Raw genomic sequence first — 25,771 nt, forward strand, 5'->3', positions numbered from 1 at the left:
CCCCTAGAGTCGACGTATGGCCGCCAAAATCGCCCAGTTGTTCTCGGACTCTCGCCGCGCGCTGTTCACGATGCTCGGACTCCAGGTCGTCATCTGGTCGGTACAGGTGGTGAACTGGCTGAACGACTACGGGCTGTCGAGGGACTACGGCCTGCGCACCGGGCAGTTGGGCGATCTGCCCGAGATGTTCACCATGCCGTTCCTGCACGGCAGCTGGGATCACATCGAGGCCAACTCCTGGCCGCTGTTCGTGCTCGGCTTCCTGGCCGCCTACCGCGGCCTGCGGACGTTCCTGTTGGCCAGCCTCGTGATCACGGTGTCCGGCGGGCTGACGATCTGGCTGCTGGAGCGCCCGAACACCGTGACGGTCGGCGCGAGCGGCATGGTCTACGGCTACCTCGGCTACGTGGTGCTGCGCGGGGTCCTCGACCGCAAGGTGCTGGACGCGGTGGTCGGCATCGTGGTCGCCGTCCTCTACTCGAGCCTGCTGCTCGGCGTGCTGCCGCTCGACGAGCACATCAGCTGGCTGGGCCACCTGGGCGGGCTGATCGGCGGACTGGCCGCCGCCGTCCTGCTCCGCAACCGGGCGGCGCAGCCGAAGCCCGCGCCCGCCGCGAAGCCCGGCGCCCCGGCCGACTCCAGGTCCGCCCTGCTCAAGGAACTGGACGACCTCGGCCTCTGAGGCCCCCTCCGCGACTCCCCCGGTCAGGTCTAGACCAACCCCACCCCTGCGGCTAGCGTGAACAGCGGCGTGAACAGCGCACCTGCCCCCAGCCCCGGAGCCGCACCGTGGAGTCGTCCGTCCTCGCCTTCGCCACCGACCTGCTCGACGAGGGCGCCGACACCTTCTTCGGCAACCTCACCGACCGCGCCGGGGTCGGCGGCGTCACCCTCGCCTCGGTCTACCACGGGGCCCGCGACGTCTTCCCGCACAACCCCCACCGGGTGGTCCGCTACCTGGAGCCGGGCGCGGCGTACTTCCGTCCCGACCCGGCTGCCTGGCGGGGCCGCCGCCTGGCGCCCACGCCCTCCACCGCCATCGGCGGGCGCGACCCCTTCGCCGAGGCCGCCGACGAGGCCCGCCGCCGGGGGCTGAAGCTGCACGCCTGGACGGTGTTCTGCCACAACGACCGGCTCGGCTTCGCCCACCCCGACTGCGCCCCGGCCAACGCCTTCGGCGACCGCCACCTCACCGAGCTCTGCCCGGCCCACCCGGAGGTCCGCGCGTACGCGCTGACCCTGGTCGCCGAGCTGGCCCGGTACGGCGTGGACGCGATCCGCGCCGAGTCGCTGCACTTCCACGGGCTGCGCCACGGCTACCACCACGAGCGCTACTTCGAGGAGCTGGGCCCGACCGCCGAGGCCCTGCTCGGGGTCTGCTTCTGCCCGCACTGCCGCGCCGCCGCCACCGCCGCCGGCGTCCCGGCCGAGGAGGCGGCCGGGGCCGTCCGCGCCGAAGTGCGTCGCCGGCTGGCCGACGAGTCCGCCGCCGCCGAGCCCGCCGACCTGAGCGCCCTCGCCGACGGCGCCTTCGCCGCGTACGTGGACGCCTCCGCCGCCACCGTCACCTCGCTGGCCGCCGACCTGTCCGAGCAGGCCCGGCGCCACGGCATGCGGCTGAGCTTCATGGACGGCGGCGGCCCCGGAAAGGGCTGGCTCTCCGGGATCGACCTGTCCGCCCTCGCCAGGGCCGCCGACCAGATCGAGACGCTCGGCTACGCCAGGACGCCGGAGGCCGTCCGGGAGAAGATCGCCGCCTTCGCTCTGCACGGTGTCCGCCCACGGGACATGGCGGTGATCCTGCGCCCGATGTCCTCCGACTGCGACGGCCCGGAGAACCTCGCCGCCAAGATCGCCACCCTGCGCGAACTCGGCGTCCCCGAGGTCGAGTTCTACCACTACGGCCTGATGCGCCTGTCCTCCCTGGACCGGATCGGCGCCGCGCTCTCCGGCTGAACCACCGCCACCACCGTCGCCGCCACCGCCGTCACCGCCGTCCCCACCGCCATCCGTCCACTCCGGCCGGGGCGTCACCGCCGCCGCTTGGACGTCCCGAACAGGCTGCGCGAGATCTCCTGCCCGAGCTGCCGTCCGGCCGAGCGCGCGAAGGACTTCACCGTCGGATTGCTCAGCAGCGACCCGAGCAGCCCGCCCACACCTTCCTTCTGCGCCTCCCGGGACTCCCGCCGCTCCGAAGCCGGCTCCGGGGCCCCCTCCGTCGGCACCGGAGTCGGCACCGGAGTCGGCACCGCCTCCGGCCGGGGTGCCCGCGCCGCCAGCTTCTCGTACGCCGACTCCCGGTCGATCGCGTCCCGGTAGCGCGCCGTCAGCGGCGAGGCGTCCACGGCCGTCCGCAGCGCCTCCGCCTCGATCGGCCCCATCAGCGACTGCGGCGCCCGCAGCCTGGTCGCCGCGACGGGTGTCGGCGCGCCCTTCTCGGACAGGACGGTCACCACCGCCTCGCCGGTGCCGAGCGAGGTCAGCACCTCGCCGAGGTCGTACGAGGAGTGCGGGAAGGTCGAGACGGTGGCCTTGAGCGCCTTGGCGTCGTCCGGGGTGAAGGCGCGCAGCGCGTGCTGCACCCGGTTGCCCAACTGCGCCAGCACGTCGGACGGGACGTCCCGTGGCGTCTGGGTCACGAAGAAGATGCCGATGCCCTTGGACCTGATCAGCCGCACGGTCTGGGTGATCGCCTCCAGGAAGGCCTTGGAGGCGCCCTTGAACAGCAGGTGCGCCTCGTCGAAGAAGAACACCAGTTCGGGCTTGTCGAGGTCGCCGACCTCGGGCAGCTCCTGGTAGAGGTCGGCGAGCATCCACATCAGGAAGGTGGAGAACAGCCGCGGCCGGTCCTGCACGGCGGGCAGTTCCAGCACCGAGACCACGCCCCGGCCGTCCGACGCGGTCCGCAGCAGTTCGGCGGTGTCGAACTCGGGCTCGCCGAAGAACGCCCCGGCGCCCTCGTTCTCCAGCACGGTGAGCGCGCGCAGGATCACCCCGGCGGTGGCCGCCGAGAGGCCGCCGATGGTCTTCAGCTCCTCCTTGCCCTCGGGCGAGGCGAGGAAGGCGATCACCGCGGTCAGGTCCTTGAGGTCGTAGAGTTCCAGACCCTTGCTGTCGGCGTAGTGGAACACCAGGCTGAGCGAGGACTCCTGGGTCTCGTTCAGGTCGAGCACCTTGGACAGCAGCAGCGGTCCGAAGCTGGTGACGGTGGCCCGGATCGGGATGCCCGCGCCCTGCCCGCCGAGCGAGTAGAACTCGGCCGGGCAGCCCTGCGCGGCCCACTGCTGGCCGACCTCGGCGGCCCGGGCGCTGGTGCGCTCGCTCGGCGTGCCGGGCGCGGCGACGCCGGAGACGTCCCCCTTGATGTCGGCCAGGAACACCGGCACGCCCTGTCCGGAGAGTTGCTCGGCGATCAGCTGCAGGGTCTTGGTCTTGCCGGTGCCGGTGGCCCCGGCGACCAGTCCGTGCCGGTTGAGCACGCCCAGCGGGATGCGCACCTGGGCGTCCGCGTAGACGGTGCCGTCCAGCAGCACCGCACCGAGGTCGAGGGCGGGCCCGGTGAAGGCGTACCCGTCGGCGATCTCCCGGACGGCCTGGGGGGTGGGGGCGGAGGACATCGGTGCACACTCCTGGGCGGATCGGAACGCGTCGCAACGCGTCGGAACGCATCAAAACGCGTCGGAACGCTTCGGCGCCGGAACCGGACCCGATCGGTACCGGGCCGATGTTCGCGACATTTCCCATCAAACAGCCGCATTCATCCACCCGCAGTTCACACCGGCGCGCGTGGCGCCGTCGCGGCTGCTGCGCCATTCGCCGCCCAAACGGTAGGCTTTCCGTGTGATCTTCAAGCGCATCGGCAATGGGCGGCCGTACCCGGATCACGGCCGGACGAGCACCCGACAGTGGGCTGACGTCGCCCCGCGTCCGGTGCGGCTCGACCAGCTGGTGACCACCAAGGGCCAACTCGACCTCGAAACCCTGCTGGCCGAGGACTCGACCTTCTACGGGGACCTCTTCGCCCACGTGGTGAAGTGGCACGGCGACCTCTACCTGGAGGACGGGCTGCACCGGGCCGTACGGGCCGCGCTGCAGCAGCGCCAGGTGCTGCACGCCCGCGTCCTCGAAATGGAGTGACGGGCCGCCGGCACCGGGCTCGTCGCATCCACCGCAGGCTTCCCGACCGCCCCCTCGCCACCCCGGCGGAGGGCGGTCCACGTGTGCCCGGTACCCCCTTTCGGGTACCGGGGTACTCCAGATGATGATCGTTTAGTACCTTCGCAGCTGTACGGCACTACGCTGCTGACTACGGCCGCGACCAGGGAATCCGCCCGCACCGGGAGATGCCCCTACCCGGCCGACCGTCATCCCGACCCCGCCCCGGTACAAGGGGGAGACAAACCATGAGCATGTTGACTCCCCAAGGCCTCAAGGGGAAGCAGTACCGCATCACCGGCAACTCCTACCCACGGCTTGGCCGGCCCCCGAAGAAGAGCCGCAAGGTGATCGCCGCACTCGCCGGTCTGCTCGCCCTGGCCCTGATCGCCCTCGGCGGCCTGCAGCTGTACGACATCTTCACGGGCAGGAACAAGAACTCCTCCGCCCAGGCCTGCGCGACCGCGTCCGGCAAGCCGCTGGCCGCCCCCACGCCGGGCGCCACCCCGGGCGCCCCCGCCGCCTCCGGCGCGCCCGCCGCCGCCCAGGGCGACCCGCACGCCGTCCCGCAGCCCGCCACGGTCACCGTGAACATCTACAACGCCACCACCAAGGCCGGTCTGGCCGGGCGGACCGCCGAGGAGTTCAAGAAGCGCGGCTTCACCATCGGCAAGGTCGGCAACGCCCCGGCCGAGCTGGACAAGAAGGTGCCCGGCACCGCCCAGGTGATCGCCGGCCCGACCGGCGCCGGAGCCGGCACCCTGGTCGGCTCGCAGATCGCCGGAGCCACCGTCACCGCCGACGCCCGCACCGACACCAGCGTGGACTTCGTGATCGGCGACAGCTACAACGCCCTGCTGGACGAGACCCAGGCGGCCGCCGCCCTCGCCCTGGCCACCAAGCCCTCCCCCACCCCGACCGCGAACGGCAGTTGCTGACACCCGGTACGAACGGCACGAACGGAAGGGCCCTCCGGCAGCACGCCGGAGGGCCCTCGTCGTTCTGTTCCTGCTGTTCCTGAGGGGCTCAGCCCGCGGTGCCGTACAGCCGGTCGCCCGCGTCGCCGAGGCCGGGAACGATGTAGCCGTTCTCGTTGAGCCGCTCGTCCAGGGCGGCGGTGACCACGGTGACCGGCAGGTCCGCCAGCTCCCGCTGCATCAGCTCGACGCCCTCGGGGGCGGCCAGCAGCACCACGGCGGTGACGTCGGTGGCGCCGCGCTCGATCAGCATCTTGATCGCGGCGACCAGGGTGCCGCCGGTGGCCAGCATCGGGTCGAGCACGTAGACCTGGCGGCCGGAGAGGTCGTCCGGCATCCGGGTGGCGTAGGTGGAGGCCTCCAGGGTCTCCTCGTTACGCACCATGCCGAGGAAGCCCACCTCGGCGGTCGGCAGCAGGCGGGTCATCCCGTCCAGCATGCCCAGACCGGCCCGCAGGATTGGCACCACCAGCGGGCGCGGGTAGCTGAGCCGGGTGCCGTGGGTGACCGCCACGGGCGTGGTGATCTCCACCTCGTCGGTGCGGACGTCCCGGGTGGCCTCGTAGGCGAGGAGGGTCACCAGCTCGTCGGTCAGGCGACGGAAGGTCGGCGAGTCGGTGCGCTCGTCGCGCAGGGTGGAGAGCTTGTGGGCGACCAGGGGGTGGTCGACGACGTGGAGACGCATGTACCGAGGTTAGCCCGGGTCTGGACGCCTGTACGACACGCCGTGCCCGGCCGGGGCATCGGACCTGGTGACGGGCCGGGTGACGAGCCGGCTGACGGACCGGGCGACGGGCCGGGTCACCCCGCCGTGACACGCCGTGACGCAGGGCGAATGTCCGGACGGATGCGTCTGCTGTGGTATCAACCGGGCCGTTCTGGGAATGTCACGTCTTATGACGAGCAACCCGAAGGCCGGGGACGGCTCGGCGGGCGAGCCCGTCGGCGGGGCGGGTCCGAGCCCGGGCCCGCCGCACGACCCTCCGGAGACCGAGGCGGAGCGCCGCAAGCGGCGGGCCGTCTTCCTGCGCGAGCTCACCGAGGCGCGCGAACTGCGGGAGCGGGTCCAGCCCCGGCGGACCAAGGAACGGCGGATGCGCGAGGCCATGCGGATGCGAACTTTCCGGATCTGACGGGCCTCCGGGCGGGGTCCGCGGCGAGGTCCACGGCGCGCTCCACGGCTGGCCCCACGGCTGGCCCCACGGCAGGCCGCGATCGGCCCCGGCGGGCGTTCGGAGCAAATTTCGACCGGCTTCGGACCGCCCCGGCGCGACTCCGCCCTCCGCGGCCCGGCCCTTCCGACACGACCTGCAAAGACGCGCTGCCGAACACCCCCCGCAAGGGCGGGCTTTCTGTCACGATTCCGAGGGGACGGTCCGAACAAGCGGGCCGCCTCTGGCGCGGGGGCGGCCAGTTTTCCGCGTTGCCCGAGCGCGCCGACAGCCGAGACCGATGATCTTGGGAGTGTCCCTGGTGGCGTACTTCGCTGCAGTGCTTGCTCGCTCCGAGGACGGGTGGGATGTGAGCGAGACCGAGCTCGACACCGTCGAATCCCTGGCCGATCTGGCCGACCTGGCCCGCGACTCCACGCAGGACGACGACAGCGTCCTGATCTTCATCGAACAGGAGGACTCCTGGTTCGCCATCGTCCGCGTGGACGGTGAGGACGACCCGCGGATCTTCGTGTCGGACGGCGCCGCCGCCGCCCGCAGCTCCTACGGCTCCGTCCTCACCGACGAACTGGTCGACCAGGCCGGCGAGAGCGAGTTCGGCGACCTGGACCACCTGCTGGACGAGGACGAGGAGACCCAGGACCTGGACGACGAGGACGCCGAGCCGCACGGCGGCGTCCCGGTCGGCCCGCTGGGCGACGCCCACCTGCTCACCGAGTTCGGCCTGGCCTCCGACGAACTGCTCTCCCTCAGCGGCGAGGGCGCGGTGCCGGGCGACGCACTGGAGCAGATCGCCGAGGCCCTGGGCTGCGGTGAGGTCCTGGAGGCCGTCCGGTAGCGGCCGGATACCCGACACTGGATGCCATGCAGCCCGCATCCACCGCGCAGCCCGTCCCGTACGTCCCCCCGTTGCCCGCCCCCGTCCGCCCCGACCCGGTCCGCGACCGCTGGTCGGCGCCGATGCGCCTCGCCATGGCCGAGGCCGCCCTGGCGCCGGCCACCGGGGACGTCCCGGTCGGGGCGCTCGTCCTGGGCCCGGACGGCGAGGTGATCGGACGCGGCCACAACGAGCGCGAGGCGGTCGGCGACCCGACGGCGCACGCCGAGGTGGTCGCGATCCGGCAGGCAGCCGCCAAGATCGGAGAATGGCGGCTCTCCGGCTGCACCCTGGTCGTCACCCTGGAGCCGTGCACGATGTGCGCCGGCGCCATCGTGCTCTCGCGGATCGACCGGGTGGTCTACGGCGCCCTCGACGAGAAGGCCGGCGCGGCCGGCTCGCTCTTCGACGTGATGCGCGACCGCCGGCTCAACCACCGCCCCGAGGTGATCTGGGGCGTCCTCGCCGAGGAGTGCGGCGAGCAGCTGCGGGCGTTCTTCGACACCCACCGCTGAACCCCCTCCCGGCCGAACACCCTCCCGGCGCCCGCCGACAGCCCTCCGAGAAGGATTTCGTCCCTGAGCCACCCGTCCGGTAGAGTTCCCCTCGGTAGCGTGTCCGAGCGGCCAAAGGAGCACGCCTCGAAAGCGTGTGTGGGGGCAACTCCACCGTGGGTTCGAATCCCACCGCTACCGCCACTGAGCAGTAAAAACGAAAGCCCCGCCCGGGATCCGGACGGGGCTTCGTTCGTTCGTCGTCTCAGTTTCCGTCTCACTTGCCCATTTCGGGGCCCTGCTCGGAGGCGTCCGGCTCAGCCTCGGCGCGGGCCTCCGCCGACTGCCAGAGCAGCCCGCCGACCCGCTTGGCGATGTCCCGGCGGATCGGATCCACCATGTGCTGGTACCTCGCGGCCATGGCGGTGGACGACCAGCCCATGGTGGCCATCACCGCGCGCTCGCTCACGCCGAGCAGCAGGAGGACCGTCGCGGCTACGCAGACGTACCTTGAGCACCTGAACGCGCTCAGCAGGGGGAACCCGTAGGCGCATGGCGCATTCTTCTCGGGCCGCAAGTGGGAGGCCAGACAGCGACGCCGTAGGCCAGCGCGCCACCGAGACCGGACGTCGCAGCCATGGCCGCCCGTGCTGGATCTCCCGGTCCGCGCTGTGGCCAAGAGCGACCAGGGGCAGCGCGAAGATCTCAGATCTTCCGCCGTCTGCTGCCCGCCGTTGTCGAAGGCGGCGACGACCTGGCCGCGTCCCGGCCCCCGCCCGAGATTGCCCGAACCCCGTACCGTGTTCACGCCATCGATGTCATAGTCGGACGTTGTGTGGACAACGCTTGCGCCGCTCATCGGCGTCCTGCTCGGCGGGCTCATGTCGATGCTGGCCCAGCGCTCGGCAGGACGCGCCTTGGAACGCGGCGAGGCGCGCCGCAGTGCTCGTGAACGTGCCGAGGCGCGCCGCAACGAGCGGCTTACTCACCTCATCGAATTTCTGTCTGCGGTGCAGGAAGCTGAACGAGTCGCGGTGGATCGGTATCACCACAACCTGGCTGACGAGCAGTGGCAGGCCCGGGCACGGCAGGTCCTTGACAGGGTGTGGGTGATGCAGAAGACGATCCATGTACTGTGCGCATCCGAGGTCGGCGAAGCGGCACGCAGCCTCGCGTGGGCAGTGCAGGAGGTGATCAGGAAGGGTCCCGAAGATCCGGAAGATCCGCAGGACGAGAAGGTCTGGGCGCACATCCGTCCGAGCCGACAGGCATTCCTTGATCTCGTGCGCGACCAGCTGAGTTGAACCCCGGAGCGATTCGGCAGCTGTCGTAAGCGACCCGGGACACGCAGCACCAGCTCCGGCCTCCATTGCGCGGCGAGCGTCATCTACTTCGCCGGCTTCTCAGGGGATGCGAAGCCCGCCTTGGCGCGGGAGGCCTGCATGTCCACTGATCAGCAGCACACCCCCGAATGGCCCCTTGCCCATCGACAAGCTGATCACGATCACTTCGGAATGACTCGTAGTGGGGGCGCTGGTCGGGCCACGATTCTCGTCTCAGTTCTCGTCTCGTTCATCCCCGGTCGCCAGAGTTCGCCACAGTTCAGGAAACCGGCGGGAACGAGGTGGGACGGCCTTCACCAGGGCGGCGACCAAGGCCCTTGATCGCCACCTCAGAACTCGAAAGCGTGTGTGGGGGCAACTCCACCGTGGGTTCGAATCCCACCGCTACCGCCAGAAAGCCCGAGGGCCCGTCCGATCCGGACGGGCCCTCGGCGTTTCCGCGCGCCCTCGGACGGACGCACCCTCGGACGTGTCCGCCCTCTGACATGGAAATGGCTCCGCACACCGGGCCGACGACCACCGACACCCGGCTCGTACGGAGCCTGGAGGGGGAGCGGCTCGGGGGGACTGACCGCTCCCCCGACGGAGTCCCACAACCGGCACCGCGTCGGGGGGAAGCCGCGGCGGCCGGTCCCACAGCGGGGAGCTCCGGATCCACGTACCGGGGATTCCTGCCAGATCCTCGGTACGTCATCCATCCTGCCGCCCGGGTCGCGGCCGGGCACCCGGAGAAAGGCCCCACTCGCGGGGACCTTCGTCCCGCCGGCCGAACGCGTCACACACTTGATAGCCCGTCCGGGTGGATAAGCTGCCCCCTGCAGGCCGCTCGGGGACCGAACGACGGCGGCCCACAGCTGGGAGGAAGGTCACCCGATGGCGCAGGCGAAGAAGATCGGCATGGTCCTCCTGCTCGTCTTCGTGCTCTACTCGATCATCACGTCGCCGGCCCGGTCCGCCGAACTCGTCCAGCTGGGGTTCGAGGGCATCTCGAACGCGGCCAAGGCGGTCGGCACCTTCATGACCGGGCTGATCAGGTAGACCGGGTGACCGGGTGACCAGGCTGACCAGGTAGATCGGGCCGACCGAGCGGACCGCCGCTCGAGTGGACCGGCCCGGGCAGGTGGCCCGCGCCCGGGTGGCGGACGGCCGTCCACCGACCTCGGCACACCGGCTACGGTGGGCGGGACCCTCACCCCCCGTCCGCGAGGAGCGGCAATCGTGATCCGGCACCTGGTTCTGTTCAAGCTCAACGAAGGCGTCAGCAAGGACGACGAGCGCGCGCTCGCCGGCGCCAAGGCGTTCTCCGAACTCGGCGCGGTCATCCCCGAGCTGCGCGAGTGGGATTGCGGCTGGAACACCACCGAGCGGGACATCGCGTACGACTATGCGATCAACAGCCTGGTCGAGGACCGCACCGCCCTGCAGGCCTACCTGACCCACCCGGCCCACCAGGCCGCGGCGGGCCAGTGGCGCGAGTTCGCGACCTGGGTGATCGCCGACATCGAGGTCTGAGCCCCCGTCCGACCCGATCCCGGCCCGGTCCCGGCCCGATCGCGAACCGATCCCGGCCCGCTCCCGCCCGGAGTCCGTCCCCGTCCTTCCCTCGGACGGCCCGCAGCGCCCCGTCCGACCTCCGGACGGGGCGCCGTGCTCTGTCCCGGAACGACCCTTGCGGCGCTTCACCGCTGGACCCGGTAAAGGTTGAACACCCGACCAACACACCTCCACCGGGTGCTTGCCCGACCTGTGCCCACCTTGTGATGCTATGACCGGTTTTGCCGGACATGGCGAGGTGGTGAACCAGCCGCGACACCCGATCCGCAGGGCCCGCCGCCGTTGTCGACTATGGGAGGGGTGACGTGTCCGTGGACGAGGTTCTGGCTGCGATCATCAGCCCGGCCGGCGAGCTGCGCCCGGACGGCCTGCGCGGCGGCCCCGGCGGCCGGCCCGCCGTGGACGTCCGGACGCTGACCCGGGTGCTGTTCGAGCGGCTCACCGAGCTGCCCCCGGACGCCCCCGAGCGGGAGCGGGTCCGGGCCGCGCTGATCGAGGTGAACATCCCGCTGGTGCGCTACGCGGCCACCCGCTTCCGCAGCCGCAGCGAGCCGATGGAGGACGTCGTCCAGGTCGGCACCATCGGCCTGATCAACGCGATCGACCGCTTCGACCCCGAGCGCGGCGTCCAGTTCCCCACCTACGCGCTGCCCACCATCCTGGGCGAGATCAAGCGCTACTTCCGGGACAACGTCCGCACCATGCACGTCCCGCGCCGGCTCCAGGAGCTGTGGGTCCAGGTCAGCGGCGCGATGGAGGAACTGACGGTGCTGCACGGGCGGGCGCCCAAGGTGCCGGAGATCGCCGCCAGCCTGCGGATCCCCGAGGAGGACGTCCGGGCCTGCCTGGACGCCGGGCGGGCCTACAACGCGGCTTCCCTCGAGGCCGCCCAGGAGCACGAGGGCGGGCTCGCCCTGCTCGACCGGCTCGGCTACGAGGACTCCGCGCTGGCCGAGGTCGAGCACCGCGACATGGTCCGCCACCTGCTGGTCCAACTCCCCGAGCGGGAGCGCCGGATCGTGATGCTGCGGTTCTTCGCCAACCTCACCCAGTCCCAGATCAGCACCGAGCTGGGGATGTCCCAGATGCACGTCTCGCGGCTGCTCTCGCGGATCCTCACCCGGCTTCGGACCGGCAACTCCTGGGAAGAATGAGATTGCAGCGCGTTACCCCCGTGTGACATCTTGCGACGTTCGGGTTTGCCGTGCACCGTGTTCCGGTATGGAGGGGGGAGGGCCCCGCCGGGAACCTCCGCGCGAGGGCCCCCGTTCAAGTGACAGTCACGAGGGGGTGGGTGCATGTCCGGAGAGCTGGGCACTGCGGAGATCCACGCTGGTCAGGCCAACGGCACTGCCGTCGCCGAGGCCCTGGTCCCGCGGCAGCGGGTCGAGTCCGTCGAGCCGCCCGGCCCCGACGCCGCACCAAAGACGCCGCTCGGCGCCGACCCGGCACCCGAGGCACCGCCCGGCGCAGGGCTGGACACCCGGACGCTCTCCCGCTCGCTGTTCCTGCGGCTGGCCGCACTGGAGCCCGGCAGCGAGGAGCACACCTACGTCCGCGACACCCTGATCGAGCTCAACCTGCCGCTGGTCCGGTACGCCTCCGCGCGTTTCCGCAGCCGCAACGAGCCGATGGAGGACATCGTCCAGGTCGGCACCATCGGCCTGATCAAGGCGATCGACCGCTTCGACCCGGAGCGCGGGGTGGAGTTCCCCACCTTCGCGATGCCCACCGTGGTCGGCGAGATCAAGCGCTTCTTCCGGGACACCAGCTGGTCGGTCCGGGTGCCGCGGCGGCTCCAGGAGCTGCGGCTGGCGCTCACCAAGGCCGGCGACGAGCTGTCCCAGCGACTGGACCGCTCCCCCACCGTCGCCGAGCTGGCCGTCTGCCTGGGCGTCAGCGAGGAGGACGTGGTCGAGGGCCTCGCGGTCGGCAACGCGTACACCGCCAGCTCGCTCGACTCCGGCTCCGGCGAGGACGACGGCGACGGGCCGCTGGCCGACCGGCTGGGCTACGAGGACCTCGCGCTGGAGGGCGTGGAGTACCGGGAGTCGCTGAAGCCGCTGCTGGCCAAGCTGCCGCCGCGCGAGCGGCGGATCATCATGCTGCGGTTCTTCGGCAACCTCACCCAGTCGCAGATCGGCGAGGAGATCGGCATCTCGCAGATGCACGTCTCCCGGCTGCTCACCCGGACGCTCACCCAGCTCCGCGAGGGTCTGATCAGCGAGGGCTGATCAGCGGGAGCTGAGCCCGTCCCCCGACTTCGAGCGAGGGCCGAGCCGCTCCCTCGACTTCAGCTGCTCGACTTCAGCTGCCGTCCAGCAGGTTGACGCGCAGTCCGGCCAGCACGTCGTCGTCCAGCCCGAGCCCCTCCCGCCAGAACGGGTCGAAGCCGCCCCAGCCGGCCTCGACCTCCGCGAAGGCCGCGTCCAGGTAGGCGCGGTCGGCCCGGAAGACCGGCAGGAGGAGTTCGGGTTCGCGCATCAGGCCGCGGGCGGCGAAGTCGTCCAGCACCCGGTCGACGACCGCGGCGGAGCGCTCGTTGGTGAGCAGGTAGTCGGCGACGACGGTCTCGCGGTCCACCCCGAGGGCGGTCAGCAGGAGCGCTGCCGCCCATCCCGTACGGTCCTTGCCGGCCGAGCAGTGGAACAGCAGCGGCGGCCCGTCCGGGGCGGCCAGGAGGCGCAGCAGGGCGGCGAAGCGCTCGCGTGCCACCGGGTTCGTGACGAACCAGCGGTAGAGGCCGGCCATCGTCGCGCTCGCCCGGCCCTCGCCGAGCAGCGCGCGCTGCCGCTGCGGGCTGGGGTCGGCCAGGGCTCCCCTGATCATCAGATAGATGTCGAAGTCCTTTGCCAGCAACGGCAGTTGATGCAACATGACGCCTCCGGGGAGGCGATCCTGGCCGGCGTCGCGGATCTCGTCCATGCTGCGCAGGTCCACCACCCGGCGCAGGCCCAACGCGCCGAGCGGGCCCAGGTCTTCGGCGGTGACGTGGTTCAGGCCATCGCTGCGCAGGGCCACCCCGCACCGCAGCGTCCGCCCGTCGGCGGTCCGGTACCCGCCCAGATCACGCGCGTTGACCGCGCCGCGCAGCCCGAGACTGCGGCCGACCAGCTCGGTTCCGGCCGGTTCCGACGCCGATATCCGTGCGCCCCCGATTCTCCCGGACTCGGTCTGCTGATCGGCCATACGGGCGCCCCCATTGCATATTCGGACTGTCACATGGCACAGCGGTGCCCGATATTGCATGAACCTGCCCATTGGATCGGCAAGATGTGCAAGAGTGTCATGCGCAACGACGACAGTGTAGGTGTCGCGCCCGCACCGACGAGCCGCACCGTCGGTAACCACGTGTAGCGCTCAGCTTCCGGTTTTTCATTTTCAATTCATTATTTGCGCCACCGGTACAGTTCCGGTCACAATCAGCGCCTTCATGGCATCGCCATGAACGTTGGTAACAGGTTCGCTGCACTCTCGCCCTTTTGGTCCCTCGCACGGCCGACCCTCGACCAGGATGGGCCCCGGGCAGCCTGCTGCCCGCGAACAGCTACACGGGCAGGCGAGCGCCGAGCAGCGCGACGCCTGGCCCAAGGGGAGGATCAACCATGGGTCGAGCGACCCGAAGAGTCGCCGCGTGCGCGGCGGCAGTTCTGCTGGCCAGCGGCCTGCAGACCACCCTGGCCTTTGGCGACACCACGCCGCCCAGGATCGACCTCACCATCCTGGTCGTCGACGACGGCGGCCCCTCGGTCGCGGCCATCACCGCAGAGCTGAAGAGCCAGGGCACGCCGTACAAGGTCATCAGCCTCAATGACCCCAACCGTCCCGTCATCAACTCCGCTTTCCTGAGTGACACGGTGAACGGTCAGCCCCGGGGGAAGTTCCAGGGCATCGTGCTGCCCAACGAAAACCCCTTCCCCAACAGTGTCGCCGAGATGACGGCCATCGCGAGCTACGAAGCCGCTTTCAACATCCGCCAGATCGACGCGTACACGTGGGCCAGTCCGGCGGTGGGGCTGAACTACGCTCAGAATCCCGGTTTCGTCGGTACTCTCGACGGATTCCAGGGCGCCACCACCTCGGCCGGAACTTCGGGACCGTTCGGGTACCTCAAGGGCAGTGTCCCGTTCGAGGACAACGACCCGAGCGTCAGTGAGAGCTACGGCTACCTGGCGGCCCCGCTCGCCAACCTCCCGGCCGGTGCCTCCTTCGTCCCGCTGGTCGACGCCCCGATCCCCAGCACCACCTCGCGCGGGTCCCTGGTCGGCGAGTACACCCACGACGGCCGCAAGGAGCTGGTCGTCACCTTCGTCTACAACCAGTACCAGCAGCAGTACCGCCTGCTGGCCCGCGGCATGGTCGACTGGATCACCCAGGGCGTCCACCTCGGCTACGACCGCAACTACTTCGCGGCCCACGTGGACGACGTCTTCCTGGCCGACGACCGCTGGGACACCGTGCTGAAGTGCACCCCCGGCGACGTCACCTGCCCGCCCGGCACCCCGGACACCGCCAACCCGATCCGGATGACCCAGGCCGACGCGCAGTACCTCAAGCAGTGGCAGACCGCCAACAACTTCACCCTCGACATGGTGTTCAACGGTGGCGGCAGCGAGGACTGGAAGGCCGACCACGCGACCACCGTGGACCCGACAGCGAACCAGATGATCGCCGACCAGAACAGCTACCGCTGGGTCAACCACACGTACACCCACCCGTACCTGGGCTGCGTCCAGGACGTCTCGGTGGTGCCGTGGGTCTGCACCAAGAACGCCTCGGGCGGCACGGTCTGGGTCGACCAGAACACCATCTCCACCCAGATCAAGAACAACTTCGACTGGGCCACGGCGAACGGTCTGAAGCCCGACCCGCAGGCCTTGGTCACCGGCGAGCACTCCGGCCTGCTGACCGCCCCGCAGGAGACCAGCGACAACCCGTACCTGGCTCCGGCGCTGGCCGCGAACGGCATCAAGTTCACCGGCAGCGACGCCTCGCGCGAGCCCGCCCAGCGGGCCGTCGGCTCCTCCACGCTGACCGTGCCGCGGTACCCGATGAACGTCTTCTACAACGCCGGCACGGCGAAGGAGGAGGCCGACGAGTACAACTGGATCTACACCAGCAAGGCCAACGGCGGCAGCGGCGTCTGCGAGAACAACGCCAACTCGACCTGCCTGTCGGCGCCGCTGGACGTCAACACCGGCTACCAGTCGTACATCGTGCCGCTGGAGGCCCGGATCGACCTCGGCCACGTGCTGAACAACGACCCGCGGCCGCATTTCATCCACCAGTCGAACCTGTCCGAGGACAAGATCCTCTACCCGGTGCTGGAGAAGATCCTCGGGACCTACCGGTCGCTGTACGCCGCCAACACCCCGATCGTGAACCTCGGCGAGCGCGAGATCGGCCAGGAGTTCCAGAAGCGCGCGGCCTGGAACACGGCCCTCGCCGCCGGCCAGATCACCGCCTACCGGGTCGGCAACACCGTCACGGTCAACGCGCCGGCCGGCGTTCAGGTCCAGGCCACCATGCCGACCGGAACCGCTCAGAAGCTGGCCATCGGATCGACCGCCTTCGGTTCGTCCTATGCCGGTACGCTCTCCGGCTGGGTGTCCCCGGGCGCCCTGCAGAGCAACATCACCCTGCAGCTGCCGTCCGCCCCGGCCGCCCCGGCGCCCGTCGCGCCGAGCGTCGCCGCCAAGTCCGTCCCGGCCCCGGCGCCGGCGGACAAGACGGTCGTCCCGCAGGGCGTCGCCACCCCGGTCCCGGTGGGCCCGAGCGACACCACCCGCAAGCCGGCCCCGTCCCTGGTGCCGGGCAGCGGGGCCCCGGTGCCCGGCAAGGGCGTGACCGCTGATAACAACGGTCACGGCGACAAGGGCCAGAACGGCCGCGGCGACAAGACCGCGGCGAAGAACGGCAAGGCCTCTGGGGGGACGGCCACGCCGATCAGCACCACCGGACGCTCCGGCAACCGGTAACCCGTACCAGCCGCTGACGGGGTCGGACCGGACAACCGGCCCGACCCCGCCACGGCGCCCGTTCCGGCCACCCAGGCCGGAACCGACGCAAGAACAGGAGGGGGGACAGGAGATGCGCGTCACCCTGCTCACCGAGGGGACGTATCCGCACCAGCACGGCGGCGTGAGTGTCTGGTGCGACCAGCTCGTTCAGGGCATGCCGGACGTCGACTTCGACGTCATCGCCGTCACCGGGACCGGCCACGAAGCACTGGCCTGGGAATTGCCCGCCAACGTCAAGTCGGTCACGACCGCTCCACTGTGGGGCCCGGCCTCCGAGGCCAGGCCGCCCCGCGGCAAGGAGATGCGGCGCTTCCTCAACGCGTACGAGCGCTTCCTGCACTCCATCCTCGATCCGGTCTACACCACGCACTTCGGCACCGAGCTGTACGGCTTCGCCGACCTCGCCCGGCGCGGGCTGCTCAGCCCGGCGCTGCGCAGCGAGCGTGCGCTCCGTACCCTCCAGCACGTGTGGACCCGGGACTACCTGCCCACCGCCGTCTCCCGGCCCACCCTGCACGACGCCCTGAACGCGACCGACCTGCTGGAGCACGCCCTGCGGCCGCTCTCGGTCGAGCCGCCGAAGGACGGCGTCGCGCACGCGGCCAGCGGCGGCCTCGCCACCCTGCCCGGGCTGATCGCCGCCCAGCAGTACGGCGTACCGTTTCTGCTCACCGAGCACGGCATCTACCTGCGCGAGCGCTACCTCGGCTACCGCACCGGCCCGTACCGCTGGCCGGTCAAGGCGCTGCTGCTCGGCTTCTACCGGATGCTCGCCGAGGAGAGCTACCGGGTGGCCGCGCTGGTCACCCCCGGCAACCGGTACAACCGGCGCTGGGAGGAGCGCGGCGGCACGCCGTCCGCGCACATCCGCACCGTCTACAACGGGGTGGACCCGGCGGCCTTCCCGCCCGCCGGCCCCGAACCCGAGACCCCGACCCTCAGCTGGGCCGGCCGGGTCGACCCGATCAAGGACCTGGAGACGCTGATCCGGGCCTTCGCCATCGTCCACCGCGAGATCCCCGAGGCGCGGCTGCGGCTCTTCGGGGGCACGCCCAAGGGCGGCGAGGCCTACCGGGACGGCTGCATAACCCTGGCCGCCGAACTCGGCATAGCCGACTCGGTGGCCTTCGAAGGCCGCGTCGCCGACATCACCGACGCCTACGCGGCGGGCAACGTGGTCATGCTCTCCAGCATCAGCGAGGGCTTCCCGTTCACCCTGATCGAAGCGATGTCCTGCGGCCGCGCGACCGTCTCCACCGACGTCGGCGGCGTCCGCGAGGCCGTCGGCGACACCGGCCTGGTCGTCCCGCCGCGCGAGCCCGAGCCGATGGCGGCCGCCGCGATCGAGCTGCTGCGCGACGCCGAACGGCGCGCCCGGCTCGGCGAAGGAGCCCGACTGCGGGTGATCGAACAGTTCACGCTGCGCCAGAACATCGACGGCTTCCGCGGCATCTACACCGAGCTCCTGGGCACCGCCCGCTGGATGCCCGGCGGCATGGTGGCCGTCACCGACCAGGCCCCCAGCCCCGACTGGGACGAGCAGCTGGCCACCGCCCGGCCCGAGCCGAGCGAGGTGGGCGCATGAGCGGTCCTTTGCGTCTTGTTCCGGACGAGGGCGGTTCCGAGCGGACGATGCAGCTGCGCACGCTGCCGCTCAAGCTCCGCCGTCCCGCCCCGACCGAGCCCGAGCCCGGGCCCGAGGAGCAGCTCGGCCTCTCCGCGGACCCGCTGGACGAACTCGCCGAGCGTCTGCGGGACATCTGCGCCGACGCCGTCCACCCGTACGAGATCGCGGCCATCCTGGAGTCCGACGGCCTCTCGGACGAGCAGGCGGCCCTGCTGTACGGCCGCCCCGACGCGTTCACCGTCGCCGAGGAGCTGTTCGAGAAGGTCCCGCGCCGCTACCCCGGCCAGAGCTCCGAGTTCGCCAATCCCTGGCGGGCCGACCCCTGGCGCTGCGTCGTGCGCGGCCTGGTGTTCGCCCTGCCCGGCCTCGGCTACCTGCTCGGCGCCAACCTGTTCGCGACCGCCCGGATGCGTTTCGGCCTGCCCTCGGGCATGCTCGCGCTGTCGATCGCCACGCTGGTCAGCTGGGGCTTCAACCAGGCCCTGGCGCACCGCGCGTACCGCTGGCTGGGCCGGCTGCGCCGTCGGGAGGCCGCGGTCTGCCTGACCGTCGGCGCACCGCTCGGCGCGCTGATCGCGGCCGCCGCCGCGTACGTGGTGGGCGGGCCGCTCGGGGCGCTGTGCTTCGCCGCCGGGCAGTCCTGCTACCTGGGCGCGGCCACCGTGCTGCTGGTGCTCGGCCGGGAGAAGTTCCTGCTGCTGGCGCTGGCGCCGGCTTCGGTCGGCGCGGGCGTGGTGCTGGCGGCGGACGTCCCGCAGGTGGTCCGTACGGTCGTGCTGCTCGCCTCGGTGGTGCTGGCCACCGGGCTGGCCGTCCGGGAGCTGCTGGTCTGTGTCCGCGGCGGTGAACGCGAGTCCGTGTCGCTGAAGCTGCCGCTCCGCCAGGAGGTCCCGCACCTGCTGTTCGGCCTGGCCTGCGGCGCGCTCACGTTGATCGCCGGCCTGGGCACGACCATCCACCAGGCCGTGCAGACCGGCGGCCACGCCACGCAGGCGACGTCGACCACCCCGACCGGCCCGGCCATGATCGCGCTGACGCTCAGTCTCGGTCTCGCCGAGTGGCTGCTCTTCCGCTACCGGGCGATGGCGGTGGCCGCGTTGCGCATCAGCCACACGAGCGGCCAGTTCACCCGCCGCACCGGCGGGATCCTGCTCGGCTGCCTGTTCATCTACCTCACCACCGTGGCCGCGCTGGACGCCGCCGCGACCGTGCTGTGGCCCGGCGCTCCCGCGCTCGGCGTGCCGCAGCTCGGCGCGATGCTGCTCCTCGGCGGCTCGCTCTGGCTGGCGCTGCTGCTGAACGCCTTCGGGTTCAGCTGGAGCACCGCCCTCATCTGTCTGGCCGCCGCGGGTGCCGAGAGCGCCGGGTTGCTGACCGGTGTGGATCCGATCGTCCTGCAGCTGACCGGCTGCGGGGCGGCCGCCGTCCTCCTCACCGCCATCGCCGGGCCCGCGCTCGGCCGCACCACCCAGCACCGCTGATCCACCCGCACCACCCGCACCACATCCGAACCAGTTCTGATCCACATCGAATATCCCGCACGCCTCCTTCGCGTGCACCGCTGTACCCGCTTCACCTGAGACACCCACCGGGCCACCGGCGGCCGACCACCACAGAGCGTCCGGCCGCCCCGGCAGATCGAGAAAGCGAACCCCGCATGAGCAGCGTCGCGGTTACCGGAGCCGAGGGCTTCATCGGCTCCCACCTCGTCGAGACCCTGGTCGCCGACGGGCACCACGTCCGCGCGATGGTCCAGTACAACTCCTTCTCCTCCTTCGGGTGGCTGGAGACCCTGTCCGAGGAGGTGCTGGACTCGGTCGAGATCATCCTCGGCGACGTCCGGGACCCGGGCTCGGTCAACGGCCTGGTCAAGGGCACCGAGGCGGTCTACCACCTGGCCGCCCTGATCGCGATCCCGTACTCCTACCGCGCTCCCCACTCGTACGTGGACACCAACGTCACCGGCACCCTGAACGTGCTGGAGGCGGTGCGCCACCTGGAGATCCCGCGCCTGGTGCACACCTCCACGAGCGAGACCTACGGCACCGCGCAGACCGTGCCGATCACCGAGGACCACCCGATCAACACCCAGTCCCCGTACGCCGCCTCCAAGGCCGGCGGGGACCGGCTGGCGGACAGCTACCACGCCAGCTTCGAGACCCCGGTCGTCACCCTGCGCCCGTTCAACACCTTCGGCCCGCGCCAGTCGATGCGCGCCGTCATCCCGACCGTGATCGCGCAGGTCGCGGCCGGCCAGACCGAGATCACCCTGGGCGACCTGCGCCCGACCCGCGACTTCACGTTCGTCAAGGACACCGCCAACGCCTTCCGCACGGTGGGCACCGCGCCCGCCGAGACGGTGGTCGGCCGCACCTTCAACGCCGGCACCGGCGGCGAGATCTCGGTCGGCGACCTGGTCACCCTGGTCGGCAAGCTGATGGGCGTCGACCTGGTGGTGAAGGAGGACGAGCAGCGCATCCGTCCGACCAACTCCGAGGTCATGCGCCTGGTCGCGGACGCGACCCGGCTGCGCAAGGCCACTGGCTGGGCCCCGCAGTTCAGCCTGGAGCAGGGCCTGGAGCAGACCATCGAGTTCTTCCGCGACCCGGCCAACCTGGCTCGCTACAAGACCGACATCTACAACGTCTGACCGCCTTCACGATCATGTTCGTCCTGGTAACCAAGGTTCGTGGCCTGCACATCCTTTCCGTGGGGGAAAAACCATGCACGCAGTGATCCTGGCCGGCGGCAAGGGCGTCCGCCTCCGCCCGTACACCACCGCGCTTCCCAAGCCGCTCGTTCCGATCGGCGACCAGCACGCGATCCTGGAGATCGTGATGCGCCAGCTCGCCGCCGCGGGCTTCAAGACCGTCACCCTGGCCATCGGCCACCTCGGCCACATCATCCGCGCCTACGTCGGCAACGGCTCCCAGTGGGGCCTGCGGGTCGGCTACGCCGTCGAGGACAGCCCGCTCGGCACCATGGGCCCGCTGCTCACCATGCAGGACCGCCTGCCCGAGCACTTCCTGGTGATGAACGGCGACATCCTCACCGACCTGGACTTCGCCGGGGTGCTCAAGCACCACGAGACGTCCGGTGCCCCGCTGACCATCGCCACCTACGCCCGCCAGGTCAAGATCGACTTCGGCGTGCTGACCACCGACTCCGGCACCATCACCGGCTTCCAGGAGAAGCCCAGCATCGACTACCGCGTCTCGATGGGCGTGTACGGCGTCTCGCGCTCGGCGCTCGCCAAGTACACCCCCGGCCTGCCGCTGGGCTTCGACGAGCTGGTGCTGGACCTGCTGGCCGCCAAGACCCCGCCGGCCGCGTACGACTTCGGCGGCTACTGGCTCGACATCGGCCGCCCGGACGACTACGACCGGGCCAACGCCGAGTTCTCGACCATCCGCCCGGTCCTGATGCCCTTCGAGTCGGTCGGCGTCGTGCCGGGCGTGGCGGAGCTGCCGCTCCCGGCCGCCCGCACCGCCCCGGACGACACGTCCGACGAGCCCGCCGCCGCGGGCGCCGAGAGCGACGGACGGGCCGCGTGAGAATCCTGCTCCTCGGCGGCGACGGCTTCCTGGGCCGTCACGCCACCACCGTCCTGCGGTCGCTGCCCGGTGCCACCGTGCTGACCGCGGGCCGGCGGTCCACTCACGACCTTCGGCTGGACCTGGCCACCGCCCAGGCCGGCCCGCTCGGCGAGGAACTGGCCGCGCTGGCCCCCGACGCGGTGGTCAACTTCGCCGGCGCGGTGGCCGGCAGCGCGGTCAAGCTCGCCGAGGTGAACGCCCGCGGCCCGGCGGTGCTCTGCGAGGCGCTGCAGCTCGGCGTCCCGAAGGCCCGCCTGGTGCACATCGGTTCGGCCGGCGAGTACGGCGTCTGCGCACAGGGCAGCTCGCTGCCCGAGGACGCCGACGCCCGCCCGGTCGGCGTGTACGGCGCGACCAAGCTGGCCGGCTCCCTCGCGGTGGCCGGCTCGCCGCTGGACGCCGTCGTGCTGCGGGTGTTCAACCCGGTCGGCCCCGGCGCACCGGCGGGCTCGCTGCCCGGCCGGCTGGCCGCCGAGCTGCGCCGGGTGGCGCCCGAGGGCACCGACGGCGTGGTCACGGTCGGCGACCTCTCCGCCTACCGCGACTTCGTCGACGCCCGGGACGTCGCCGAGGCGGTCGGCCTGGCGGTCGCGGCCGACCGTCCGCTCCCCCGGGTGCTCAACCTCGCCTCCGGGCAGGCCAAGCAGGTCCGGGCGATCGCCGACGGCCTGGTCGCCGCGGCCGGTTTCACCGGCCGGATCGACGAGAGCGGGGCCGGCTCCGAGCGTTCGGCCGCGGTCTCCTGGCAGCAGGCCGACGTCTCGGCCGCCGCCCGGGAGCTCGGCTGGCACCCGGAGACGGACCTCGCCGACACCCTGCGCGACCTGTGGCTCAGCACCGCCGAGCCCACGCCGACCCCGGTGGTCGCATGACCACCGGGCACCACCCCGACGGCCGCCTGCTGGTGCCGCTGTACGTCCACCCCGCGGTGGACCCGGCGGCCTGGCAGGCGGTCGCCGCCGCCGACCCCGACCGGATCGCCGCCGTCGTGCTCAACCTCGCCGACGGCCCGGGCGAGGTCCCGGACAACGTCTTCGCCGAGGCTGCCGAAGAACTCCGCGCGGCGGGACTGCCGTTGGTCGGGTACACCGACACCGACTACGGCCACAGGTCCCACGCGGCCGTGGTCGCGGACATCCTGACGTACCGCCAGCGACATGGCATCACCGGCGTCTACCTCGACCAGGTGACCACCCACCCGGGCGCGTTGGCGCACTACCGGCGGCTGGCCACGGCGGCCCGCGCGGCCGGCTGCGGCACCGTGATCTTCGGCCACGGCGAGCACCCCGACCCGGGCTACGCCGAGGTCGGCCTGGCCGACCTGCTGGTCACCTTCGAGGGGGACTGGGACACCTACCGCGCGATGACGCAACCGCTGTGGACCGGCCGGCACGCGGCCTCCCGCTTCTGCCACCTGGTCTACGACGTCCCGTCCGAGCACGCCCAGGACGCCACCGCCCTGATCGCCGCCCGTCGGGCCGGTGTCGGCTGCGCCGTCCCCGGCGCCGGGGAGAACCCCTGGCGCACTCTGCCGTACGGTCTGACCGCTGCTGAACTGACCTGACCCGATCCGGAGTTCGACTACCGTGAACCGCCGCACCCGGCTCCTGCCGGCCGCCCTGGCCCTCGCCACCGCCACCGCCCTGCTGGCCACCTCGTGCAGCAGCTCCGGCTCGGAGGACGACGGCGACTCGGCCGACGGCTCCCCGAGCACCCCGCCCGCGGCCACCGCCCCGGGCACCCCCGGCACCACCGACCCGGGCACCCCCGACGGCACGCCCAGCGACCCCGCCACGAGCGCGACCCCGGGCACGCCGAGCGGCAGCACTCCCCCGGGCACCACCCCGCCCGGCACCACCGCCCCGCCGCCGACCGGCGCCCGCTGGCAGCCCACCCCGGGCCTGGCCTGGCAGTGGCAGCTCGGCGGCGGCACCGTGGACCAGTCGGTGGACGTCCCGGTCTACGACATCGACGGCTTCGAGAACGACGCCTCGGTGGTGGCCGCGCTGCACGCCAAGGGCCGCAAGGTGATCTGCTACCTCAACGCCGGCTCCTGGGAGAACTTCCGCCCGGACGCCACCGCCTTCGCCAAGGCCCTCCAGGGCTCGGACACCGGCTGGAAGGGCGAGAAGTGGTTCGACATCCGCAAGCTCGACCAGCTGAAGCCGCTGATGGCCGCCCGCTTCGACATGTGCAAGAGCAAGGGCTTCGACGCCATCGAGCCGGACACCATCGAGGCCTACAACCAGAACAGCGGCTTCCCGCTGACGCCCGACGACCAGCTCAAGTACAACCGGATGCTGGCCCGGCTCGCGCACGAACGCGGCCTGGCCATCGGCCTGAAGAACGACCTAGACCAGATCCCCGCGCTGCTGCCGGACTTCGACTTCGCGGTCAACGAGGAGTGCTCGCAGTTCGACGAGTGCGACCGCGTCGCACCCTTCGTCAAGGCGGGCAAGGCGGTCTTCCATGTCGAGTACAAGCTCGACACGGACCAGTTCTGCGCCAAGGCCAAGTCGCTGGGCTTCAGTTCGATGCAGAAGAAGCTCGAGCTGAACGCCTGGCGCAAGCCCTGCTGAGGTGTTCCACTCCCGTCGCGCGGGTGACCCGGACGAGGGTCACCCGCGCGAGGGTCACTTGACCGCCAGCCAGATGACGGTGCCCAGCACGGCCAGCACGACGACGGCGACCAGCGCGATCACGCCGGTACGGTTGCCGCCGCCGCTGGTGCTGCGGCCGTAGGTGGAAACGTTGCCCGGCTCCTGGCGTGCCGGGGTCTCGTCGACGAACGCCCGGAACATCTGGGTGCTGCCGGCGGGGTCGTAGTCGTTGTCAGCCATGGCAGGGACTCTAACGAATCGGCCCACCTCAGGCACAGCCCGGACCCCCTTCCCGGCCGGCGCACCACCCCGGCGTGCGACGGTGGTACGACAGGCTCGTGAACACCACCCGGCGCACGGAATGCCCCACTGCGGAATCGGGTTGACTGCGATCATGACCGGAAACCACAGCCGGGTGAGCCTCGGCACCTCCGACCTGTCCGTCTTCCCGCTCTCCCTCGGCGGGAACGTCTTCGGCTGGACGGCCGACGAGCAGCAGTCCTTCGCGGTCCTGGACGCCTACGCGGCCGCCGGCGGCAACTTCGTCGACACCGCCGACGTCTACTCGGCCTGGGCCCCGGGCAACACCGGCGGCGAGTCCGAGACCGTCCTCGGCAACTGGCTGCGCAGCCGCGGCAACCGCGACGGCGTGGTGATCGCCACCAAGGTCGGCATGCACCCCGACGCGCGCGGCCTCGGCGCCGCCAACATCAAGGCCTCGGCCGAGGCGTCGCTGCGCCGCCTGGGCGTCGAGCGGATCGACCTGTACTACACCCACCGGGACGACGACACCCCGGTCGAGGAGTTCGTCACCGCCCTGGACGAGCTGGTCCGCGAGGGCAAGGTCCGCGCGGTCGCCGCCTCCAACATCGGCGCCGAGCGGCTGTCCGAGGCGCTGGCCTTCGCCGAGCGCGAGGGACTGGCGAAGTACGTCGCCGTCCAGCCGCACTACAACCTGGTCTCGCGCGACACCTTCGAGGGCCCGCTGGCCGACGTGGTCGCCGAGCACGGTCTGGCCACCGTCCCGTACTACGCGCTCGCCTCCGGCTTCCTGACCGGCAAGTACCGCCCGGGCGGCGCGGGCGTGGACAGCGCCCGCGCCGAGGGCGCCGCCCGCTACCTCGACGAGCCGCGCGGGCCCAAGGTGTTGGAGGCGCTGGACACCGTCGCCGCCGAGCACGAGGTCGAGCTCGCCACCGTCGCCCTGGCCTGGCTCACCGCCCGTCCGACGGTCGCCGCCCCGATCGCCAGCGCCCGCACCGTCGAGCAGCTCCCGCCGCTGCTGGCCGGCGCCACGCTGAAGCTCACCCCGGAGCAGACCGCCCTGCTGGACGCCGCCTCCCTCGCCTGAGCACC

At 71.5% G+C, this 25,771-nt stretch carries 24 protein-coding genes, 1 tRNA gene and 2 pseudogenes; 22 read left to right on the forward strand and 5 right to left on the reverse strand.

All coding sequences use genetic code 11. The features are described from left to right. Positions 1-16 precede the first annotated feature (16 nt). The gene (locus ACZ52R_RS01570) at positions 17-682 is read left to right on the forward strand and encodes a rhomboid family intramembrane serine protease (RefSeq protein WP_465752478.1); all 666 of its coding nucleotides are present in this window, start codon (positions 17-19) and stop codon (positions 680-682) included. Positions 683-789: 107 nt separating this feature from the next. Next, entirely contained in the window at positions 790-1,956 is a 1,167-nt protein-coding gene (locus tag ACZ52R_RS01575) for a hypothetical protein (protein ID WP_465752480.1), read from the forward strand. A 74-nt stretch (positions 1,957-2,030) separates the two neighbouring features. On the opposite strand, the gene ACZ52R_RS01580 is transcribed toward ACZ52R_RS01575, so the two are convergent. Further along, positions 2,031-3,617, reverse strand: coding sequence for a helicase HerA-like domain-containing protein (locus tag ACZ52R_RS01580; protein ID WP_465752482.1), 1,587 nt, complete (start codon positions 3,615-3,617; stop codon positions 2,031-2,033). Between the two features lie 223 nt (positions 3,618-3,840). Here ACZ52R_RS01580 and ACZ52R_RS01585 point away from each other — a divergent pair, with 223 nt between their 5' ends. Together ACZ52R_RS01585 and ACZ52R_RS01590 are read left to right on the forward strand one after the other, a co-directional pair. Then, complete coding sequence (locus ACZ52R_RS01585) at positions 3,841-4,137, forward strand: type II toxin-antitoxin system VapB family antitoxin (RefSeq protein WP_030061387.1); 297 nt, start codon at positions 3,841-3,843, stop codon at positions 4,135-4,137. A gap of 266 nt (positions 4,138-4,403) precedes the next feature. Then, positions 4,404-5,093, forward strand: coding sequence for a LytR C-terminal domain-containing protein (locus ACZ52R_RS01590; protein ID WP_360496454.1), 690 nt, complete (start codon positions 4,404-4,406; stop codon positions 5,091-5,093). A gap of 88 nt (positions 5,094-5,181) precedes the next feature. On the opposite strand, the gene upp is transcribed toward ACZ52R_RS01590, so the two are convergent. After that, a complete protein-coding gene (gene upp / locus ACZ52R_RS01595) occupies positions 5,182-5,817 on the reverse strand; it encodes a uracil phosphoribosyltransferase (protein WP_360496457.1) in 636 nt (211 codons plus the stop codon). Positions 5,818-6,028: 211 nt separating this feature from the next. Here upp and ACZ52R_RS01600 point away from each other — a divergent pair, with 211 nt between their 5' ends. The 4 genes from ACZ52R_RS01600 (at position 6,029) to ACZ52R_RS01615 (ending at position 7,879) form a co-directional block, all read left to right on the forward strand. Continuing rightward, positions 6,029-6,265: a hypothetical protein gene (locus ACZ52R_RS01600; protein WP_360496460.1), complete on the forward strand. Its 237-nt coding sequence runs from the start codon at positions 6,029-6,031 to the stop codon at positions 6,263-6,265. 319 nt (positions 6,266-6,584) lie between these two features. Next, on the forward strand, positions 6,585-7,142 hold the full coding sequence (locus ACZ52R_RS01605; protein WP_360496463.1) for a tRNA adenosine deaminase-associated protein: 558 nt from the start codon (positions 6,585-6,587) through the stop codon (positions 7,140-7,142). A gap of 26 nt (positions 7,143-7,168) precedes the next feature. Continuing rightward, on the forward strand, positions 7,169-7,696 hold the full coding sequence (gene tadA / locus ACZ52R_RS01610) for a tRNA adenosine(34) deaminase TadA (RefSeq protein ID WP_396287917.1): 528 nt from the start codon (positions 7,169-7,171) through the stop codon (positions 7,694-7,696). A gap of 93 nt (positions 7,697-7,789) precedes the next feature. Further along, positions 7,790-7,879 (forward strand) — tRNA-Ser (locus ACZ52R_RS01615). 73 nt (positions 7,880-7,952) lie between these two features. Here ACZ52R_RS01615 and ACZ52R_RS01620 read toward each other — a convergent pair. Next, positions 7,953-8,171: pseudogene (locus ACZ52R_RS01620) on the reverse strand (site-specific integrase); the annotation flags it as partial. A 337-nt stretch (positions 8,172-8,508) separates the two neighbouring features. Between ACZ52R_RS01620 and ACZ52R_RS01625 the strand changes: the two are divergent. From ACZ52R_RS01625 to ACZ52R_RS01645, 5 genes are all read left to right on the forward strand, one after another. Beyond that, positions 8,509-8,979, forward strand: a complete 471-nt coding sequence (locus ACZ52R_RS01625) for a hypothetical protein (protein WP_465661472.1) — start codon at positions 8,509-8,511, stop codon at positions 8,977-8,979. Between the two features lie 912 nt (positions 8,980-9,891). Beyond that, positions 9,892-10,056 carry a hypothetical protein gene (locus ACZ52R_RS01630; protein ID WP_465622326.1) on the forward strand — a complete coding sequence of 55 codons (165 nt, stop codon included), beginning with the start codon at positions 9,892-9,894 and terminating at the stop codon, positions 10,054-10,056. Between the two features lie 180 nt (positions 10,057-10,236). After that, positions 10,237-10,530, forward strand: coding sequence for a Dabb family protein (locus tag ACZ52R_RS01635; RefSeq protein WP_360496466.1), 294 nt, complete (start codon positions 10,237-10,239; stop codon positions 10,528-10,530). Between the two features lie 395 nt (positions 10,531-10,925). After that, the gene (locus tag ACZ52R_RS01640) at positions 10,926-11,726 is read left to right on the forward strand and encodes an RNA polymerase sigma factor SigF (protein ID WP_465622398.1); all 801 of its coding nucleotides are present in this window, start codon (positions 10,926-10,928) and stop codon (positions 11,724-11,726) included. A 144-nt stretch (positions 11,727-11,870) separates the two neighbouring features. Beyond that, on the forward strand, positions 11,871-12,806 hold the full coding sequence (locus tag ACZ52R_RS01645) for an RNA polymerase sigma factor SigF (protein ID WP_360496469.1): 936 nt from the start codon (positions 11,871-11,873) through the stop codon (positions 12,804-12,806). A 73-nt stretch (positions 12,807-12,879) separates the two neighbouring features. On the opposite strand, the gene ACZ52R_RS01650 is transcribed toward ACZ52R_RS01645, so the two are convergent. Further along, a complete protein-coding gene (locus tag ACZ52R_RS01650; RefSeq protein ID WP_360496472.1) occupies positions 12,880-13,761 on the reverse strand; it encodes a tyrosine-protein phosphatase in 882 nt (293 codons plus the stop codon). Positions 13,762-14,177: 416 nt separating this feature from the next. Here ACZ52R_RS01650 and ACZ52R_RS01655 point away from each other — a divergent pair, with 416 nt between their 5' ends. From ACZ52R_RS01655 to ACZ52R_RS01690, 8 genes and pseudogenes are all read left to right on the forward strand, one after another. Further along, positions 14,178-16,550: a hypothetical protein gene (locus tag ACZ52R_RS01655; protein ID WP_465752484.1), complete on the forward strand. Its 2,373-nt coding sequence runs from the start codon at positions 14,178-14,180 to the stop codon at positions 16,548-16,550. Between the two features lie 112 nt (positions 16,551-16,662). Further along, entirely contained in the window at positions 16,663-18,177 is a 1,515-nt protein-coding gene (gene pelF / locus ACZ52R_RS01660; protein ID WP_465661474.1) for a GT4 family glycosyltransferase PelF, read from the forward strand. Continuing rightward, the gene (locus ACZ52R_RS01665) at positions 18,174-19,700 is read left to right on the forward strand and encodes a hypothetical protein (RefSeq protein ID WP_360496481.1); all 1,527 of its coding nucleotides are present in this window, start codon (positions 18,174-18,176) and stop codon (positions 19,698-19,700) included. The genes pelF and ACZ52R_RS01665 overlap by 4 nt, the downstream gene beginning before the upstream one ends. 176 nt (positions 19,701-19,876) lie before the next feature. After that, complete coding sequence (locus tag ACZ52R_RS01670; protein ID WP_465622319.1) at positions 19,877-20,869, forward strand: SDR family NAD(P)-dependent oxidoreductase; 993 nt, start codon at positions 19,877-19,879, stop codon at positions 20,867-20,869. Between the two features lie 73 nt (positions 20,870-20,942). After that, positions 20,943-21,644, forward strand: a pseudogene (locus tag ACZ52R_RS01675) (nucleotidyltransferase family protein); the annotation flags it as partial. A gap of 125 nt (positions 21,645-21,769) precedes the next feature. Next, the gene (locus ACZ52R_RS01680; RefSeq protein ID WP_465622317.1) at positions 21,770-22,687 is read left to right on the forward strand and encodes an NAD-dependent epimerase/dehydratase family protein; all 918 of its coding nucleotides are present in this window, start codon (positions 21,770-21,772) and stop codon (positions 22,685-22,687) included. Next, a complete protein-coding gene (locus tag ACZ52R_RS01685) occupies positions 22,684-23,379 on the forward strand; it encodes a spherulation-specific family 4 protein (protein ID WP_360496490.1) in 696 nt (231 codons plus the stop codon). The genes ACZ52R_RS01680 and ACZ52R_RS01685 overlap by 4 nt, the downstream gene beginning before the upstream one ends. A gap of 22 nt (positions 23,380-23,401) precedes the next feature. Further along, positions 23,402-24,394: an endo alpha-1,4 polygalactosaminidase gene (locus ACZ52R_RS01690; RefSeq protein WP_465622316.1), complete on the forward strand. Its 993-nt coding sequence runs from the start codon at positions 23,402-23,404 to the stop codon at positions 24,392-24,394. Between the two features lie 54 nt (positions 24,395-24,448). On the opposite strand, the gene ACZ52R_RS01695 is transcribed toward ACZ52R_RS01690, so the two are convergent. After that, positions 24,449-24,655 carry a hypothetical protein gene (locus tag ACZ52R_RS01695; protein WP_360496496.1) on the reverse strand — a complete coding sequence of 69 codons (207 nt, stop codon included), beginning with the start codon at positions 24,653-24,655 and terminating at the stop codon, positions 24,449-24,451. 154 nt (positions 24,656-24,809) lie between these two features. On the opposite strand from ACZ52R_RS01695, the gene ACZ52R_RS01700 reads away from it, so the two are divergent. Further along, entirely contained in the window at positions 24,810-25,766 is a 957-nt protein-coding gene (locus ACZ52R_RS01700; protein ID WP_465661476.1) for an aldo/keto reductase, read from the forward strand. Positions 25,767-25,771 lie beyond the last annotated feature (5 nt).

Source organism: Kitasatospora sp. NPDC034023, from assembly GCF_055575795.1.

What these genes read in the sequence shown, in the direction of transcription:
- ACZ52R_RS01695 (WP_360496496.1), bottom strand. Translation starts at nt 24,655, where the DNA reads ATGGCTGACAACGACTACGACCCCGCCGGCAGCACCCAGATGTTCCGG.
- ACZ52R_RS01605 (WP_360496463.1), top strand. Translation starts at nt 6,585, where the DNA reads ATGATCTTGGGAGTGTCCCTGGTGGCGTACTTCGCTGCAGTGCTTGCT.
- pelF (WP_465661474.1), top strand. Translation starts at nt 16,663, where the DNA reads ATGCGCGTCACCCTGCTCACCGAGGGGACGTATCCGCACCAGCACGGC.
- ACZ52R_RS01600 (WP_360496460.1), top strand. Translation starts at nt 6,029, where the DNA reads ATGACGAGCAACCCGAAGGCCGGGGACGGCTCGGCGGGCGAGCCCGTC.
- ACZ52R_RS01700 (WP_465661476.1), top strand. Translation starts at nt 24,810, where the DNA reads ATGACCGGAAACCACAGCCGGGTGAGCCTCGGCACCTCCGACCTGTCC.
- ACZ52R_RS01665 (WP_360496481.1), top strand. Translation starts at nt 18,174, where the DNA reads ATGAGCGGTCCTTTGCGTCTTGTTCCGGACGAGGGCGGTTCCGAGCGG.
- ACZ52R_RS01685 (WP_360496490.1), top strand. Translation starts at nt 22,684, where the DNA reads ATGACCACCGGGCACCACCCCGACGGCCGCCTGCTGGTGCCGCTGTAC.
- ACZ52R_RS01570 (WP_465752478.1), top strand. Translation starts at nt 17, where the DNA reads ATGGCCGCCAAAATCGCCCAGTTGTTCTCGGACTCTCGCCGCGCGCTG.
- ACZ52R_RS01590 (WP_360496454.1), top strand. Translation starts at nt 4,404, where the DNA reads ATGAGCATGTTGACTCCCCAAGGCCTCAAGGGGAAGCAGTACCGCATC.
- ACZ52R_RS01655 (WP_465752484.1), top strand. Translation starts at nt 14,178, where the DNA reads ATGGGTCGAGCGACCCGAAGAGTCGCCGCGTGCGCGGCGGCAGTTCTG.
- ACZ52R_RS01630 (WP_465622326.1), top strand. Translation starts at nt 9,892, where the DNA reads ATGGCGCAGGCGAAGAAGATCGGCATGGTCCTCCTGCTCGTCTTCGTG.
- tadA (WP_396287917.1), top strand. Translation starts at nt 7,169, where the DNA reads ATGCAGCCCGCATCCACCGCGCAGCCCGTCCCGTACGTCCCCCCGTTG.
- ACZ52R_RS01670 (WP_465622319.1), top strand. Translation starts at nt 19,877, where the DNA reads ATGAGCAGCGTCGCGGTTACCGGAGCCGAGGGCTTCATCGGCTCCCAC.
- ACZ52R_RS01650 (WP_360496472.1), bottom strand. Translation starts at nt 13,761, where the DNA reads ATGGCCGATCAGCAGACCGAGTCCGGGAGAATCGGGGGCGCACGGATA.
- ACZ52R_RS01645 (WP_360496469.1), top strand. Translation starts at nt 11,871, where the DNA reads ATGTCCGGAGAGCTGGGCACTGCGGAGATCCACGCTGGTCAGGCCAAC.
- upp (WP_360496457.1), bottom strand. Translation starts at nt 5,817, where the DNA reads ATGCGTCTCCACGTCGTCGACCACCCCCTGGTCGCCCACAAGCTCTCC.
- ACZ52R_RS01580 (WP_465752482.1), bottom strand. Translation starts at nt 3,617, where the DNA reads ATGTCCTCCGCCCCCACCCCCCAGGCCGTCCGGGAGATCGCCGACGGG.